Raw genomic sequence first — 15,516 nt, 5'->3', positions numbered from 1 at the left:
CGCTCGAACGCCCGGCCCGCGCCGGGCGTTTTTCGTCATGCGCCGCCTTCCAGCGCCGCCTTCACCTGCGCCAGCGCGCCCGCATCCTCGATCGTCGGCAGATCGCCCGGATCGCGGCCTTCCGCGAGCGCCGCGATCGCGCGCCGCAGCAGCTTGCCCGAGCGCGTCTTCGGCAGCATCGATACGAACAGCACGCGCGCCGGCCGCGCGATCGCGCCGAGCTGCGTATCGACCGCGTGGCACAACTCCGCCTCCATGCCCTCGCGCGCGCCCGGCGCGTTGATGCGCTCGGCATCGCGCAGCACGACGAACGCCGTCGCCGCCTGGCCCTTCACCGCGTCCGCCACGCCGACGACCGCCACTTCCGCCACCGCCGCATGCGCCGACAGCGCTTCCTCGATCTCGCGCGTCCCCAACCGATGCCCTGCCACGTTGATGACGTCGTCGGTGCGCCCGAGAATGGACACGTAGCCGTCCTCGTCCTGCACGCCCCAGTCGAACGTCGAATAGACCGTGTGGTTCGGCACGCTGCGCCAGTACGTGTCGATGAAACGCCGGTCGTCGCCCCACACCGTCTGCATGCAGCCGGGCGGCAGCGGATAGCCGAGCGTGACGACGCCCTTCTCGCCCGGCGCGCAGACGTCGCCCGTCAACTCGTTGCGCAACGCGAGCGCGAAGCCCATCGACGGCACGCCCGGCGATCCGAGCTTCGACGGCAATTCCTCGATGCCGCGCGGAATCGCGAGCATCGGCCAGCCGGTTTCGGTCTGCCAGTAGTTGTCGATGACGGGCTTCTTGAGCGCGCTCTGAATCCATTGCGCGGTCGGCTCGTCGAGCGGCTCGCCCGCGAGGAACAGCGTGCGCAGGCTCGACAGATCGTATTTCTCCATCAGCGCCGGGTCCTGCTTCTTGAGCACGCGGATCGCGGTCGGCGCGGTGAACATCAGGTTGATGCCGTATTGCTCGACGAGCCGCCACCACACGCCGCCGTCCGGGCGAACCGGCGTGCCTTCGTACATGACCGTGGTGAGCCCCGCGATCAGCGGCGCATAGATGATGTAGCTGTGCCCCACGACCCAGCCGATATCCGACGCGGTGAACATGGTGTCGCCCGCCGCGCCCTGAAAGATGTGCTCCATCGATGCCGCGAGCGCCACCGCGTAACCGCCGACATCGCGCTGCACGCCTTTCGGGCGGCCGGTCGTGCCGGACGTATAAAGCACGTAGGACGGTTCGTTCGATTCGAGCCATTCGCAGGGCACGTGCGCGTCGAAATACTGCTCGCGCAGCGGCTCGTACGCGACGAGATAGCTCGCCTGCAAGCGCTCGGGCGCGAGCTGGCGGTCGATCAGCAGCACTTGCGGCACCTTGAATTCGGCGCGCGAGAGCGCTTCGTCGACGAGCGGCGTGTAATCGATGACCTTGCCCGCGCGCGCGCCCGCATCGGCGGTGACGATGAGCGCCGGCTCGGCATCGTCGATGCGGGCCGCCAGATTCGGCGCCGCGAAGCCGCCGAACACGACCGAATGGATCGCACCGATGCGCGCGCACGCGAGCATCGCGAAGAGCGCTTCGGGGATCATCGGCAGATAGATCAGCACGCGGTCGCCCTTTTTCACCGCGAGCGAGCGCATGACGGCGGCCATGCGGTTCACTTCGGCGTGCAGTTCGGCGTACGTGTAGCGGCGCTCGATGCCCGTTTCCGTCGATACATAGATGAGCGCGTCCTGTTGCGCGCGCGTCGCCAGATGACGATCGACCGCGTTATGGCACAGATTCGTCTTCCCGCCGACGAACCATCGCGCGAACGGCGGGTTGCTGGCGTCGAGCACCGTGTGAAACGGCGTGTGCCAATGGATGCGGCGGGCTTCGTCGGCCCAGAAGGCTTCGGGCTCGTCGATCGACCGTCGATACGCTTCTCGGTAAGTCGGCATGCGCGTTCTCTGCGAAGGGGCGTTGGCTCCACAGGATAGAGCAGCCCGCGAAGCGCTGACTAGAGGGGCGCGCCCTGATCGGTCCGACCATCTACACCGCGCGGCTTTGCGACATGCGCGTATTCGTATGCACGGCAGTGTGCTTGAGCAGCACCGGCGTCAATTCGCCCGCCACGCGCATGCTCGATACGACGACCGTGCGCACGCCGCTGCCGTCGGTGAGCTGGCGCAGCGTTTCGCGCGTGGTGGCGCGCGCCTCGATGCGCGGCTCGATCACGATGAATCCGCGGCATTGCGCACCGAGCGCCGCGCGATGCGTGCGCAGCCACGCGGCGCGCAAGCGGAAGTCGTCGGCGGTTTCGTCGTCGTCATGTTCGGCGACGATCACGAACGGCGTCGCGAGCGCGAGCAGCCGGCGCATCTGCGCGGCCCATGCGAACGCGAAGCCCGGCTGGACAGCGCGGCGGCGCAGTCGGACGAGCGGGAAGCGGCTGGCGTCGAACTGTTGCGAGTCGAGCGCGAGCGGGGGATTCGTGGCGAGATCGGCGTTCACAGCGGTTTCGGGCTCCAGTGATTCAGGGCGGCGATGAGGCTCGGCCAGTGCGAACGCCGCGGCACGACGCGCTTCGTTTTCGACGCGCGCGGCGGTCGGCGCTCGCCGTGCGCTTGCGTTTCGGCAGCGGGCGCGGCGGCCCACGCGCGGCGAGTGGTTTCCAGCACCTTCGCGGCGTTCACGGCGATGGCGCGGCCCTCGGCCGCATCGCACGCGCCGTACGCCTTGTTTCTCGAATCGTTCGTCATGTCGGGCGTCCTCCGGATACATCTTCTGTAAGATTGTATTGAGAATCATTCTCAATAACAAGCGGGATTTTGCCCGAGGACAGGATGTGCGGCGAGATGGCGCGGGGCGCGCCGTGCCGGTCAGACTCGCGCTTGCAGGAAGCGCCCGAGCACGCCCGACGAATACGCCCCGGCGAGCGCCGTCAGGAATTCCACGAACGAGACGGGCGCCGCCGCGTCCGCCGTATCGGAAATCGTGCGCACGACGGCGCACGGCACGCCATGCTCGTAGCAGACTTGCGCGAGCGCCGCGCCTTCCATTTCGACGGCGAGCGCGTCCGGCAACGCATCGCGCAACGCGGACACCGCATCGTGGCTCGCGATGAAGCGATCGCCGCTCACGATCAGCCCGCGATGCACGCGCGGCGCCGTCACCGCGAAACGTTCGGCGAGCGCATCGGCTTCCGTCTCGACGAACGCGCGTGCCGCGGCGGCGAGCGCATCCGAGAGCGAACCGTCCGCATCGAAACGCGCGCGATCGAGCAACGGCACCTCGTAGCGCGGAAAAAGCGGCGAGGCGTCGAGATCGTGTTGGAGCAAGGCATCGGCGACGACGATATCGCCCACGCGCACCTCGCGATGCACGCCGCCCGCCACGCCGGTGAAGACGATCGCATCGGCCTCGAACACGTGGATGAGCGCGCTCGCCGTGGCCGCCGCCGCGACCTTGCCGATGCGCGCGAGCGTCACCACGACGCGAACGCCATGCGCCTCGCCCACGTGATATTCGCGCTGCCCGAGCGTGACCGTGCGCACGTCGCCGACGGTGCGCATATGCGCGATCAGATCGCCCAGTTCCTGCGGCAGCGCCGCCATGATCCCGAGCCGCTTCATTCGACGGCTTGCAGTTTGGCGACCGCCAGCGCGAGCCATTTCTCGCCGTGGCGCTTGAAGCGCACTTGCGCGCGCGCATCGCCGCCGGAGCCTTCGAGCGCGGTCACCGTGCCTTCGCCGAACTTCGTGTGGAAGACGGCTTGACCGACCTTGAAGCCGCCTTCCGCCGCGCGCTGCTCGTTCGCGAACGACGGCAACGCCGCGCTCGCGCCCTGGTCGCGCGCATAGCCGGAAGAACCGCCGCGCTCCTGTCCCGGCCGCGCGAACCAGTCGCGGCCCCAGCCGGCGTTGTCCGAGCGTCCGCCCCAGCGCGCGCCCGGCTCGACCTTCGGCGTGAGCCACTTGAGCGAGCCTTCCGGCAATTCGTCGAAAAAGCGCGAGCGGATGTTGTAGCGCGTCTGCCCGTGCAGCATCCGGCTTTGCGCGAACGACAGATACAGCCGCTCCTTCGCCCGCGTGATCGCGACATACGCGAGCCGACGCTCCTCTTCCAGCCCGTCCGATTCCTGCGCGCTGTTCTCGTGCGGGAAGAGCCCTTCTTCCAGCCCGGTGATGAACACCGCCGTGAATTCGAGGCCCTTCGCCGCGTGAACCGTCATCAGTTGCACGGCGTCCTGGCCGGCTTGCGCCTGGTTGTCGCCCGCCTCGAGCGATGCATGCGACAGGAAGCCCGCGAGCGGCGTCATGGTGTCGGGATTCTGCGCGGGATCGGCGATGCCGGGTGCATCCAGCACTTCGATTTCGCCGTCCTCGCTGACGATTTCCGGCACGGCCGTCGCGCCCGGACGCAGCGGAATGGAGCGCGCGGGCGTGTCCAGTCCGTAGCCTTCCTCGGAAACGAACGCCGCCGCCGCGTTCACGAGTTCCTGCAAGTTCTCCAGCCGATCCTGCCCTTCCCGCTCCGTCTCATAGAACGCGGCGAGACCGCTCGCGCGCACGACGTATTCGACCGTTTCCGGCAGGCTCATCTGCTGCGTTTCGGCACGCATCTTCGCGATGAGCGTGGCGAACGCGCCGAGGCTCGATCCCGCCTTGCCGGTCACATACGGCACGGCGGCGGCCATCGAACAGTTGTAGAGACGCGCCGCATCCGCGAGCTGTTCGATGGAACGCGCACCGATGCCGCGCGTCGGGAAATTGACCACGCGCGCGAACGCGGTGTCGTCGTTCGGGTTGTCGATCAGGCGCAGATACGCGAGCGCGTGCTTCACTTCCTGGCGCTCGAAGAAGCGCAGGCCGCCATACACGCGATACGCAATGCCCGCGTTCACGAGCGTATGTTCGATCGTGCGCGACTGGGCGTTGCTCCGGTACAGCACCGCGATCTCGCCGCGCGCGAGGCCCGTGTTGATGAGCGCCTTGATTTCCTCGACGATCCAGCCCGCTTCCTGCGAATCGGTGGCCGCTTCGTAGACGCGCACCGGCTCGCCGTGGCCCGCGTCGGTGCGCAGGTTCTTGCCGAGCCGCCGCGAATTGTTCGCGATCAGGAAGTTGGCCGTATCGAGAATATGGCCGTGCGAGCGATAGTTCTGCTCGAGCTTGATGAGATTGCGCACGCGGAACTCGCGCTCGAAGTCGTGCATGTTGCCGACGTTCGCGCCGCGAAACGCATAGATGGATTGATCGTCGTCGCCGACCGCGAAGATCGCGTTGTGCTCGCCCGCGAGCAGTTTGAGCCACGCGTACTGCAGCTTGTTCGTGTCCTGGAACTCGTCGACGAGAATGTTGCGAAAGCGCGCCTGATAGTGCGCGCGCAGCGGCGGATTGTGCGCGAGCAGTTCATAGCAGCGCAGCAGCAGTTCGGGAAAATCGACGACGCCTTCGCGCTGGCACTGCTGGTCGTAGGCCTCGTACAGCTCGACGAACTTGCGATTGAAGTTGTCGGTGGCGTCGACGTCTTTCGGGCGCAGGCCCTGCTCCTTCGCGTTGTTGATGAAGTACTGCAGGTTCTTCGCCGGATACTTTTCGTCGTCGACGTTCAGGCCCTTCATGAGCCGCTTGATCGCGGAAAGCTGGTCGGCGGTATCGAGAATCTGGAAGGTCTGCGGCAGGCCCGCGTCGCGGTAATGCGCGCGCAGCATGCGGTTGCACAGGCCGTGGAACGTGCCGATCCACATGCCGCGCGTGTCGATGGGCAGGAGCGCGGACAGCCGCGACAGCATTTCGCGCGCGGCCTTGTTCGTGAACGTGACGGCGAGAATGGTCGGCGGCGACGCATAGCCCTGCTGGATCAGCCACGCGATGCGCGTGATGAGCACGCGCGTCTTGCCGCTGCCCGCGCCCGCGAGGATCAGCGCGGGCTCGTTGGGCAGCGTCACGGCGGCGAGCTGTTCGGGATTCAGATTGGCGAGTAAATCGGGCATGGGGAATTAGGGACGCGGGTGAGGCAGAAGGCGGCCGACCATTATAAGACCGCGCCGATGGCGGCGTTCGGGCCTATGCCGTCCGGCCGAAGGCGCAATTCATCCGATGGAGCCTTGGCGAACCTTATAATTGGGGATTCCCCGCACTTTTTCACGCATTTTTCGGCAGATTTCACGATGAGCGACAACACGCTTGCGAAGAGCTTCGAGCCTCAAAACATCGAGTCCCAGTGGGGCCCGGAATGGGAAAAGCGCGGTCTCGCCGCGCCCACCTTCAAGGAAGGCGCAAAGAATTTCTCCATTCAACTGCCGCCGCCGAACGTCACCGGCACGCTGCACATGGGCCACGCGTTCAACCAGACCATCATGGATGGCCTGACGCGCTATCACCGCATGCTCGGCGAGAACACGCTATGGGTGCCGGGCACGGACCACGCGGGCATCGCCACGCAGATCGTCGTCGAACGTCAGCTCGATGCACAAGGCATCTCGCGCCACGACCTCGGCCGCGAGGAATTCCTGAAGCGCGTGTGGGCGTGGAAGCAGGAGTCCGGCTCGACCATCACGCGGCAAGTGCGCCGGCTCGGCGCGTCGATCGACTGGTCGCGCGAATACTTCACGATGGACGACAAGATGTCCGCCGCCGTGCGCGATGTCTTCGTCACGCTCTACAAGCAAGGGCTGATCTATCGCGGCAAGCGCCTCGTGAACTGGGACCCGGTGCTCGGCACCGCCGTGTCCGATCTCGAAGTGGTGAGCGAGGAAGAAAACGGCAGCCTGTGGCACATCAAGTATCCGCTGCCGGACGGCTCCGGCCATCTGACGGTCGCGACCACGCGCCCCGAAACCATGCTCGGCGACGTCGCCGTGATGGTGCATCCGGAAGACGAGCGGTATGCGCATCTGATCGGCAAGACGGTCGTGCTGCCGCTGTGCGATCGCGAAATCCCGATCATCGCCGATGACTACGTGGACCGCGAATTCGGCACCGGCGTCGTGAAAGTCACGCCCGCGCACGATTTCAACGACTACGCCGTCGGCCTTCGCCACAAGCTGCCGCAGATCGAGATCCTCACGCTCGACGCGAAGATCAACGAGAACGCGCCCGAGAAGTATCGCGGCATGGACCGCTTCGATGCGCGCAAGCAGGTCGTCGCGGACCTCGAGGCGCTCGGCCTGCTCGATTCCGTGAAGCCGCATAAGCTCATGGTGCCGCGCGGCGATCGCACGGGCGTCGTCATCGAACCGATGCTCACGGACCAGTGGTTCGTGGCCATGACGAAGCCCGCGCCCGAAGGCACGTTCAATCCGGGCAAGTCGATCACGGAAACGTCGCTCGAAGTCGTGCGCAACGGCCAGATCAAGTTCGTGCCGGAAAACTGGACCACGACCTACTATCAATGGCTCGAGAACATCCAGGACTGGTGCATTTCGCGTCAGTTGTGGTGGGGCCATCAGATTCCCGCGTGGTACGGCGAGAACGGCGAAATCTTCGTCGCGAAGAGCGAAGAAGAAGCGCGCGCCGAGGCCGACGCGCAAGGCTACAAAGGCGCACTCAAGCGCGATGAAGACGTGCTCGACACGTGGTTTTCGTCCGCGCTCGTGCCCTTCTCGGCGCTCGGCTGGCCGAATCACACGAAGGAGCTCGACGCATTCCTGCCGTCCTCAGTGCTGGTGACGGGCTTCGACATCATCTTCTTCTGGGTCGCCCGGATGGTGATGATGACCACGCATTTCACGGGCAAGGTGCCCTTCGACACCGTCTACGTGCACGGCCTCGTGCGCGACGCCGAAGGCCAGAAGATGTCGAAGAGCAAGGGCAACACGCTCGACCCGATCGATATCGTGGATGGCATCGATCTCGAATCGCTCGTCGCCAAGCGCACGACCGGCCTCATGAATCCGAAGCAGGCCGCGCAGATCGAGAAGAAGACGCGCAAGGAATTCCCCGATGGCATTCCGGCATTCGGCACCGATGCGCTGCGCTTCACGATGGCGTCGATGGCCACGCTCGGCCGCAACGTGAACTTCGATCTGGCGCGCTGCGAGGGGTATCGCAACTTCTGCAACAAGCTCTGGAACGCCACGCGCTTCGTGTTGATGAATTGCGAAGGCCACGATTGCGGTTTCTCGAAACCCGGTGCATGCGAACCCGGCGATTGCGGCCCCGGCGGCTACACGGATTTCTCGCAGGCGGACCGCTGGATCGTTTCGCTCCTGCAGCGCGTGGAAGCGGAAGTCGAGAAAGGCTTCGCGGATTATCGTTTCGACAACGTCGCGAGCGCGATCTACAAGTTCGTGTGGGACGAGTACTGCGACTGGTATCTGGAACTCGCGAAAGTGCAGATCCAGAACGGCACGCCCGAGCAGCAGCGCGCCACGCGCCGCACGTTGCTGCGCGTGCTGGAAACGGTGCTGCGCCTCGCGCACCCGATCATTCCGTTCATCACCGAAGCGCTGTGGCAGAAGGTCGCGCCGCTGACGGACGCGTATCCGGCGGGCGCGAAGGAAGGCGAAGCGTCGATCATGACGCAGCCATATCCGCGCGCGGAAGCGAAGAAGATCGATGAATCGTCGGAACAGTGGGCGGCCGAACTGAAGGCGGTCATCGACGCATGTCGTAATCTGCGTGGTGAAATGAATCTGTCGCCTGCGGTGAAAGTGCCGTTGCTCGCGCACGGCGACGCGGCGCGTCTTTCCACGTTCGCGCCTTACGTTGCGGCGCTCGCGCGTCTTTCGGAAGTGAAGATCATCGACGACGAAGCCGCGCTCGACAAGGAGGCGCACGGCGCACCGGTTGCGATCGTCGGCACGCACAAACTGGTGCTCAAAGTCGAGATCGATGTCGCCGCCGAACGCGAGCGTCTGACAAAGGAAGTGGACCGGCTCAAAGCCGAAATCGTTAAATGTAACGCCAAGCTCGGAAATGAAAGCTTTGTTTCAAAAGCGCCGGCCGCTGTCGTTGATCAGGAGCGCAAAAGGCTGGCAGAATATGAGACCACCATCGAGAAGCTCCAGGCGCAATTATTGCGACTGCCCGTTTGAACCGGAGTTTTATACCGACTCCCGTTGAGCCGAATCGCTCGAAATTCCGGATGTTTAACAGGATCAGGGTTATCACATGCTAAAAGTTACCAAAGCAGTTTTCCCGGTTGCGGGTCTCGGTACGCGGTTTCTGCCCGCGACGAAGGCCAGCCCGAAGGAAATGCTGCCGGTCGTCGACAAGCCGCTGATTCAATACGCGGTCGAAGAAGCCATGGCCGCCGGCATCACCGAAATGATCTTCGTGACGGGCCGCAGCAAGCGCGCTATCGAAGATCACTTCGACAAGTCGTATGAGATCGAAGCCGAGCTCGAAGCGCGCGGCAAGGAAAAGCTGCTGGAACTCGTGCGCAGCATCAAGCCGAGCCATGTCGACTGTTTCTACGTGCGTCAGGCCGAAGCGCTCGGCCTCGGCCACGCGGTGCTGTGCGCCGAAAAGCTCGTCGGCGACAACCCGTTCGCCGTGATCCTCGCGGACGACTTGCTTTACGGCAAGCCGCCCGTGCTGACGCAGATGATCGAAGTGTTCGATCACTATCACAGTTCGGTGATCGGCGTCGAAGAGATTCCGCCGGAAGACACGAAGTCGTACGGCGTGATCGACGGCAAGGAATGGGAAGACAACATCGTGAAGCTGTCGGGCATCGTCGAGAAGCCGGAGCCCTCGGTGGCGCCGTCGAATCTCGGCGTGGTCGGCCGTTATGTGCTGAAGCCGCGCGTGTTCGATCATATCCGCGCGCTGAAGCCGGGCGCGGGCGGCGAGCTGCAACTGACGGACGCGATTCAATCGCTGCTGTCGGATGAGCAAGTGCTCGCGTACAAGTATCACGGCACGCGTTTCGATTGCGGCAGCAAGCTCGGCTATCTGAAGGCGACGGTCGAGTTCGCGTTGCGTCATCCGGAAGTGGCGAAGGACTTCGAAGAATATCTGCGCACGCGCTCGCCGATTCTCGAAGGCTAAGGTTTTCTCCTTTGCCTAAAAAAATGCCCGTCACGAATCGTGACGGGCATTTTGCTTTCTGCCTTCTGTTTTTAACGACGCCGCATCAGGAAGATGAACGTCTTGTCCTGCGACGTCGATTCGACGATCTCGTTGCCGGTTTGCCTCGCGAATGCCGCGAAATCGCGTTGCGATCCGGGATCGGTGGCGAGCACTTTTAGAATCTGACCGCTCGTCATGTCGGCGAGCGCCTTTTTGGCGCGCAGAATCGGCAACGGGCAGTTGAGCCCGCGCGCGTCGACTTCCTTGTGAACTTCCATCGCGATTGAACCTTCCGTGGGCCTGCGTGATTGAGCGCTGCGAAAGCCCAATTTTAACGCAGCGGTCAAAGATCCACCGGACGGCCGCTCGCATGCAACCCGCCCTTAGTTGAGAGTTCTCTCGTTCACGCATCGCGTTCCAGCGACTAGATTGTGCGTTCTGTTCAACGCGCGTCGCGCTGGCCCCAATTTGGGCGCACGATGCGCTGTATAAAATTTTGTACAATGATCGATGAACGAGAGATTCGCTGGGTCGGCTCTTCCTATGACGACATTCTCGAATTCCCGTCCGCCGCACGGCGCGAAGCGGGCTTTCAGCTTGGCCGTCTTCAGTGCGGACTCGATCCCGAAGACTGGAAGCCTTTCGACGACGTCGGCCCCGGCGTTCGGGAAATCCGAATCAGGGACATCAACGGCATTTATCGCGTGATGTACGTAGCCAAGTTCGACGAAGCGGTCTTCGTCTTGCATTGCTTTCAGAAGAAAACCCGGGCGACATCGAAGCAGGATAAAGAGATTACAGCGATCCGCTATCGGGCAATCGTCCGCGAAATACGGGAAAGGAAGGCGCAAATATGAGCAAGGTAGACACCAAGGTCCGGCACGTGACGAAGCCCGGGGCGAATCTGTTCGCCGAACTGGGCTTTGCACCCGACGAAGCACGCCAGTATCAGGCCGAATCGCAGGCCCTCATCGGCCAGACGCTCGTGCTCAAGGAGCAACTCATGGACGAGCTTGCGTCGTGGATCGAAGCTCATCATCTAAAGCAAGCCGATGCCGCCGAGATTCTGCATGTGACGCGGCCGCGCGTATCCGATGTCGTCAACAAGAAGACCAGCAAGTTCACGATAGACACGCTCGTCGAAATGCTGGCGCGCATCGGCAAGCCGGTCACGATGGTCGTGGGCTGAACTCCTTCATGCGCGGCGGGTGCGTACGGTCAAAGATCCACCGGACGGCCGCTCGCATACGCCTCGCGAAGCGCGATGCCGATGCGCGTCGCCTCGCGCGCATCGTCGAGCGTGAGTCCTGTCGGCGTGCCACCGGCGACTGAAGCGACGAACGCCTGCGCCTCGCGCAAGAACGCATCTTCGAATCGTTCGAAAAACGTCGGCGTGCACGCGTTGCGCATGCCATGTTCATCCGCGATCTCCACGCGATTCAACCGCGGATTGCGCCCCACCGACAGCGCCCCCGCCGTGCCGATCACCTCGGTCTGCGTATCGTGTCCGTGCGCCATCGTGCGCGATGCGTACAGCACCGTGAGCCGTCCATCGTCGAATTCGACGACGCCCACGCCGTTATCGATATCCCCGCATTCGCGCAAGCCTTCGTGGATCGCGATGGTCCCGCTCGCGAACACGCGCTTCGCACGCGGATTGCCGAGCAGCCAGCGCGCAAGATCGACGTCATGCACGCTGCAATCGAGAAACAGGCCGCCCGATGTCGGCGCGAATCGCACGAAGAAGCCATCGGGATCGTTCTTGTCGCAGGTCTGCGAGCGCACCATGAACGGCCGGCCGATCGCGCCGCGCGCAACGCTCTCGAACGCATCGCGATAGCTGGCGTCGAAGCGCCGCACGAAGCCGATCATCACGTGCAAATGCGCATGACGCGCGTGCGCTTCGATCACGACATCGCATTCGGCGAGATCGAGCGACAGCGGCTTCTCGCAGAACACGTGCTTGCCCGCGCGCAACGCGGCGATGATCTGCGTCGCGTGCAGCGATGTCGGCGTGACGAGCCACACGGCATCGACCGATGCGTCGTTAAGAAACGATTCGTAGTCCGTATGAATCGCAGTCTCGGGGAAATGCGCTTTCGCCCAGTCGCGTTCCTCTTGCACTGGACTGCACGCCGCCACGAGCCGCGCGCCCGGCACGCGCCACGCGAGATTCTCCGCATGACGCCGCCCGAGCCGACCCAGTCCGACGATGCCCACGCGCACCGCGTTCATGCCGCGTTCTCCCCGAGCCGCACCACGCGATTCTCGCGCCACGAGAGCGTCGCGGCTTCGGCGAGCTCAAGCGCCTTCATGCCGTCGGCGACGGTCGTGCGCACCGGCTTGCCGTGATTGACCGCATCGAAGAAATGCGCGATTTCCAGCGCATACGCCGCGCGATAACGCTCGAGGAAGAACGCCTCCGGCACGTCGCTCGATACGGCTGTCTTGGAGTACGCGGTGACTTCGGTCGGCCGCACGTTGCCCGCCTGCAGCATGCCCGCGCTGCCGAGCAACTCGAAACGCTGATCGTAGCCATACGCCGCGCGCCGCGCCGTGTTGATCTGGCACAGCCGCCCGCGTTTCGTGCGGATGGTGACGGCCGTCGAATCGATATCGCCCGCCTCCGCGATAGCCGGATCGGACAGCACGCTGCCCGTCGCGTGCAGCGTGTCGGCTTCGTCGTCGAGCATCCAGCGGAATATGTCGAAGTCGTGAATCAGCATGTCCTTGAAGATGCCGCCCGAATGCCGGATGTATTCGACAGGCGGCGCGCCCGGATCGCGGCTCGTCACGATCAGCATTTCCGGATCGCCGATCTCGCCCGCCTCGACGCGCGCCTTCAGCGCCGAGAACGTCGGATCGAAGCGGCGCTGAAAGCCGATCATGCAGACGACGCCCGCCTGCGCGACCGCATCGGCGCAGGCGCGCGCACGCTCGAGCGTCAGATCGACGGGCTTCTCGCAGAACACATGCTTCTTCTGCGCCGCCGATGCGAGTATCAGGTCCGCATGCGTGTCCGTGCTCGAACAGATGACCGTCGCGCCGATGGACGCATCGCCCATCGCGCCATCGACATCGGCGACTTGCGCGCCGTGTTGCTCCGCGAGCGCCGCAGCCGCCTCACGGTTCACATCGACCACGTATTTGAGCCGCACGCCCGGCTGCCGCGCCAGATTCGCCGCATGAATCCTGCCGATGCGCCCCGCTCCGAACACCGCCACGTCAATCGTCATAGCCGCTTGTCTCCCTGGATTCCTCGACGTTCAATTCGAGCCGGTACGCAAGCGCGATGAACAGCGCCTGGCACAGGCAGATGGTGCTCGTCAGCGAGCGAAACGCGAACGCGCTGCCCTCCTTCACGAGCAGGCTGGCGCTCGCATGACGCGCGAGCGGCGAAAGCTGGCTATCGGTGACGACGAGCGTCTTCGCGCCGTGATGCTGGGCCGCGCGCACGCAGTACTGCGTCTCCTTGCCGTAGGGCGCGAAGCTGATCGCGATCACTACATCGCCCTTCTTCACGCTGCGAATCTGCTCGCGAATCATCCCGCCGATGCCCGACACGAGATGCACGCGCTTCTTCGTATGCCCGAGCGCATACACGATGTAACTCGCCACCGCGAACGACCGGCGCACGCCGATCACATAGATGTTCTCCGCCTGCTCGAGCATTTCGACGGCCGCTTCGAACTGCGCATCGTCGAGGCCCGCCTCGAGTTCGTCCAGCCCCGCACGGCTCGCCGCGATGAATTCGCGCGCCACCGATACGCCCGACGCCTCGCCCGCTTTCTCGTCGATCAATTTGCGGATGCGCTGCTGATAGCTCTGCGACGCGCTGCCGCCCGTGTACGCCTGCCGGAACACCGCCTGCAAGTCCGAAAAGCCCGAGAAGCCGAAGCGCTGCGCAAACCGCACCACCGCCGACGGATGCACGCCGCACGACGCGGCGATGTCGCTCGTGCGATCCATCATCACGCTCGGCCGATGCTGCTCGATATACGTCGCCACGCTCTTCAACTGGCGCGGCAAGGAGTCGTACGCATCGGTGATCCGCTGCATCAGTTCGTCGACGCCCGGCGCGTCGGTGCTGGTTTCATCCTGCATGGGAAGCTCGTGTCGTCGGCGTTCGAAATGAGCGCCAGGTGAAGCGATTATAGGAAGGCCGCAAGCAAATTGGAATGCATTTTCTATTTGTCGCACCGATGAAATACCTATTGCAGGTCGCCGAAAACTGACCTAATCTCGGTCGTGAGCACGATGCATCGACTTGCGGTCTGTCCACGGCTCGCATCGGCTCGCACGAGATCACACCGAACAACAACCGAGATAGGTGGAGACGATGATCCTTTGCAACGGTCGGGCCGCGCTGCGCGCGCTGGCGGCTGCTGCTGCGTTGTGCAGCGCCGCGTTGTTGACGACGTCCACCGCGCACGCCGCGCCGGACGCCAGGTTTGTGCTCATCAGCCACGCGCCGGACTCGGACTCGTGGTGGAACACCATCAAGAACTCGATCAAGCAGGCCGACGAGGACTTCAACGTGCAGACCGACTACCGCAATCCGCCCAACGGCGATATCGCGGACATGGCGCGTCTCATCGAACAGGCCGCGGCGCGCAACTATGACGGCGTCATCACCACCATCGCGGACTTCGACGTGCTGAAAAGCGCGCTCAACAAGGTCACCGCGAAGAAGATTCCCCTCGTGACGATCAATTCGGGCACCGAGGAGCAAAGCGCGCAACTCGGCGCGATCATGCATGTGGGCCAGCCCGAATACGTGGCGGGCAAGGCGGCGGGCGAGAAGGCGAAAGCGGCCGGCGTGAAGTCGTTTCTGTGCGTGAATCACATCGCGACCAACACCGTTTCCTTCGATCGATGCAAGGGCTTCGCGGATGCGCTCGGCATCGACTACAAGGCATCGACCATCGATTCGGGACAGGACCCGACGGAGATTCAATCGAAGGTATCGGCGTATCTGCGCAATCATCCGGATACGCAGGCGATCCTCACGCTCGGACCGACGCCCGCCTCCGCGACGCTCAAGGCCGTCGCGCAAATGGGCCTGCAAAACAAGGTCTATTTCGTGACGTTCGACTTCTCCGACGACATCGCGAAGGCCATCAAGGAGGGCACGATCAAGTTCGCCATCGATCAGCAGCCGTATTTGCAGGGCTATATTCCGGTCGCGGTGCTGGCCATTGCGAAGAAGGAACACACCACCGATCCCGCGAAGATCCGCCAGATTCTCGAAGCGAACCCGAAGTTCAAGGCGCGCCTCGAAACCTACGGCTTGCAGCCTTCGTATGGGCCGAAGAACATTCGCTCGGGACCGGGTTTCATCACCAAAGAAAATCTCGACAAGGTCGTGAAGTACGCCGGGCAGTATCGCTGATGCGCGGCTGACCTTCTTCGGGCGGCATCGGTTCGAAACACGCCGCGCCGCCCGCGTTTCTCTCTTCATCGGCTCTTGCTGCGTCCCAAGCGCGGACGCGGCAGGCGCGCACGCATCCGTACCGTCTTG

Annotated in this window: 14 protein-coding genes; 5 read left to right on the top strand and 9 right to left on the bottom strand. The window is 63.9% G+C overall.

Going from position 1 to position 15,516, the window contains the following annotated elements; all coding sequences use genetic code 11:
* Nucleotides 1-35: 35 nt before the first annotated feature.
* The 5 genes from AWB72_RS21845 to AWB72_RS21825 form a co-directional block, all read right to left on the bottom strand.
* The gene (locus tag AWB72_RS21845) at nucleotides 36-1,934 is read right to left on the bottom strand and encodes a propionate--CoA ligase (RefSeq protein WP_040051484.1); all 1,899 of its coding nucleotides are present in this window, start codon (nucleotides 1,932-1,934) and stop codon (nucleotides 36-38) included.
* Nucleotides 1,935-2,025: 91 nt separating this feature from the next.
* Nucleotides 2,026-2,487 (bottom strand): hypothetical protein, encoded by a 462-nt coding sequence (locus AWB72_RS21840; protein ID WP_040051483.1) that lies wholly within the window; start codon nucleotides 2,485-2,487, stop codon nucleotides 2,026-2,028.
* Nucleotides 2,484-2,735: a hypothetical protein gene (locus tag AWB72_RS21835; protein WP_040051482.1), complete on the bottom strand. Its 252-nt coding sequence runs from the start codon at nucleotides 2,733-2,735 to the stop codon at nucleotides 2,484-2,486. Before AWB72_RS21835 ends, AWB72_RS21840 begins: the two co-directional genes overlap by 4 nt.
* Before the next feature lie 120 nt (nucleotides 2,736-2,855).
* Nucleotides 2,856-3,608: a 5'-methylthioadenosine/adenosylhomocysteine nucleosidase gene (locus AWB72_RS21830; RefSeq protein ID WP_084592981.1), complete on the bottom strand. Its 753-nt coding sequence runs from the start codon at nucleotides 3,606-3,608 to the stop codon at nucleotides 2,856-2,858.
* On the bottom strand, nucleotides 3,605-5,971 hold the full coding sequence (locus tag AWB72_RS21825; protein WP_040051480.1) for a UvrD-helicase domain-containing protein: 2,367 nt from the start codon (nucleotides 5,969-5,971) through the stop codon (nucleotides 3,605-3,607). Before AWB72_RS21825 ends, AWB72_RS21830 begins: the two co-directional genes overlap by 4 nt.
* A 177-nt stretch (nucleotides 5,972-6,148) precedes the next feature.
* Between AWB72_RS21825 and AWB72_RS21820 the strand changes: the two genes are divergently transcribed.
* Both AWB72_RS21820 and galU read left to right on the top strand, forming a co-directional pair.
* On the top strand, nucleotides 6,149-9,016 hold the full coding sequence (locus AWB72_RS21820) for a valine--tRNA ligase (RefSeq protein ID WP_040051479.1): 2,868 nt from the start codon (nucleotides 6,149-6,151) through the stop codon (nucleotides 9,014-9,016).
* A gap of 76 nt (nucleotides 9,017-9,092) precedes the next feature.
* Nucleotides 9,093-9,974: a UTP--glucose-1-phosphate uridylyltransferase GalU gene (galU, locus tag AWB72_RS21815; protein ID WP_040051478.1), complete on the top strand. Its 882-nt coding sequence runs from the start codon at nucleotides 9,093-9,095 to the stop codon at nucleotides 9,972-9,974.
* A 71-nt stretch (nucleotides 9,975-10,045) separates the two neighbouring features.
* Here the strand turns inward: galU and AWB72_RS21810 are convergent, their stop codons facing one another.
* Complete coding sequence (locus AWB72_RS21810; protein WP_040051477.1) at nucleotides 10,046-10,273, bottom strand: sulfurtransferase TusA family protein; 228 nt, start codon at nucleotides 10,271-10,273, stop codon at nucleotides 10,046-10,048.
* A gap of 225 nt (nucleotides 10,274-10,498) precedes the next feature.
* On the opposite strand from AWB72_RS21810, the gene AWB72_RS21805 reads away from it, so the two are divergent.
* Complete coding sequence (locus tag AWB72_RS21805; RefSeq protein WP_040051476.1) at nucleotides 10,499-10,852, top strand: type II toxin-antitoxin system RelE/ParE family toxin; 354 nt, start codon at nucleotides 10,499-10,501, stop codon at nucleotides 10,850-10,852.
* A complete protein-coding gene (locus AWB72_RS21800; protein WP_040051475.1) occupies nucleotides 10,849-11,184 on the top strand; it encodes a helix-turn-helix domain-containing protein in 336 nt (111 codons plus the stop codon). Before AWB72_RS21805 ends, AWB72_RS21800 begins: the two co-directional genes overlap by 4 nt.
* A 29-nt stretch (nucleotides 11,185-11,213) precedes the next feature.
* Here AWB72_RS21800 and AWB72_RS21795 read toward each other — a convergent pair whose 3' ends face one another.
* Genes AWB72_RS21795 through AWB72_RS21785 form a run of 3 tightly spaced genes read right to left on the bottom strand, consistent with a single transcriptional unit; the run spans nucleotide 11,214 to nucleotide 14,099 of the window.
* The gene (locus AWB72_RS21795; RefSeq protein ID WP_040051474.1) at nucleotides 11,214-12,230 is read right to left on the bottom strand and encodes a Gfo/Idh/MocA family oxidoreductase; all 1,017 of its coding nucleotides are present in this window, start codon (nucleotides 12,228-12,230) and stop codon (nucleotides 11,214-11,216) included.
* Nucleotides 12,227-13,231, bottom strand: a complete 1,005-nt coding sequence (gene iolG / locus AWB72_RS21790) for an inositol 2-dehydrogenase (protein WP_040051473.1) — start codon at nucleotides 13,229-13,231, stop codon at nucleotides 12,227-12,229. Before iolG ends, AWB72_RS21795 begins: the two co-directional genes overlap by 4 nt.
* Nucleotides 13,221-14,099 carry a MurR/RpiR family transcriptional regulator gene (locus AWB72_RS21785; RefSeq protein WP_040051472.1) on the bottom strand — a complete coding sequence of 293 codons (879 nt, stop codon included), beginning with the start codon at nucleotides 14,097-14,099 and terminating at the stop codon, nucleotides 13,221-13,223. The genes iolG and AWB72_RS21785 overlap by 11 nt, the downstream gene beginning before the upstream one ends.
* Before the next feature lie 235 nt (nucleotides 14,100-14,334).
* Between AWB72_RS21785 and AWB72_RS21780 the strand changes: the two genes are divergently transcribed.
* On the top strand, nucleotides 14,335-15,387 hold the full coding sequence (locus AWB72_RS21780; RefSeq protein WP_040051471.1) for a sugar ABC transporter substrate-binding protein: 1,053 nt from the start codon (nucleotides 14,335-14,337) through the stop codon (nucleotides 15,385-15,387).
* The last annotated feature ends 129 nt before the right edge of the window (nucleotides 15,388-15,516 follow it).

The organism is Caballeronia concitans, from assembly GCF_001544615.1.
Taxonomy (GTDB): Bacteria; Pseudomonadota; Gammaproteobacteria; order Burkholderiales; family Burkholderiaceae; genus Caballeronia; species Caballeronia concitans.
This window is presented reverse-complemented; position numbering and strand designations above follow the sequence as displayed.

Bases quoted from the DNA above. Each gene is read 5' to 3' on its own strand.
- AWB72_RS21845 (WP_040051484.1), bottom strand. From the start codon at position 1,934: ATGCCGACTTACCGAGAAGCGTATCGACGGTCGATCGACGAGCCCGAA.
- AWB72_RS21835 (WP_040051482.1), bottom strand. From the start codon at position 2,735: ATGACGAACGATTCGAGAAACAAGGCGTACGGCGCGTGCGATGCGGCC.
- AWB72_RS21830 (WP_084592981.1), bottom strand. From the start codon at position 3,608: ATGAAGCGGCTCGGGATCATGGCGGCGCTGCCGCAGGAACTGGGCGAT.
- AWB72_RS21825 (WP_040051480.1), bottom strand. From the start codon at position 5,971: ATGCCCGATTTACTCGCCAATCTGAATCCCGAACAGCTCGCCGCCGTG.
- AWB72_RS21820 (WP_040051479.1), top strand. From the start codon at position 6,149: ATGAGCGACAACACGCTTGCGAAGAGCTTCGAGCCTCAAAACATCGAG.
- galU (WP_040051478.1), top strand. From the start codon at position 9,093: ATGCTAAAAGTTACCAAAGCAGTTTTCCCGGTTGCGGGTCTCGGTACG.
- AWB72_RS21810 (WP_040051477.1), bottom strand. From the start codon at position 10,273: ATGGAAGTTCACAAGGAAGTCGACGCGCGCGGGCTCAACTGCCCGTTG.
- AWB72_RS21805 (WP_040051476.1), top strand. From the start codon at position 10,499: ATGATCGATGAACGAGAGATTCGCTGGGTCGGCTCTTCCTATGACGAC.
- AWB72_RS21800 (WP_040051475.1), top strand. From the start codon at position 10,849: ATGAGCAAGGTAGACACCAAGGTCCGGCACGTGACGAAGCCCGGGGCG.
- AWB72_RS21795 (WP_040051474.1), bottom strand. From the start codon at position 12,230: ATGAACGCGGTGCGCGTGGGCATCGTCGGACTGGGTCGGCTCGGGCGG.
- iolG (WP_040051473.1), bottom strand. From the start codon at position 13,231: ATGACGATTGACGTGGCGGTGTTCGGAGCGGGGCGCATCGGCAGGATT.
- AWB72_RS21785 (WP_040051472.1), bottom strand. From the start codon at position 14,099: ATGCAGGATGAAACCAGCACCGACGCGCCGGGCGTCGACGAACTGATG.
- AWB72_RS21780 (WP_040051471.1), top strand. From the start codon at position 14,335: ATGATCCTTTGCAACGGTCGGGCCGCGCTGCGCGCGCTGGCGGCTGCT.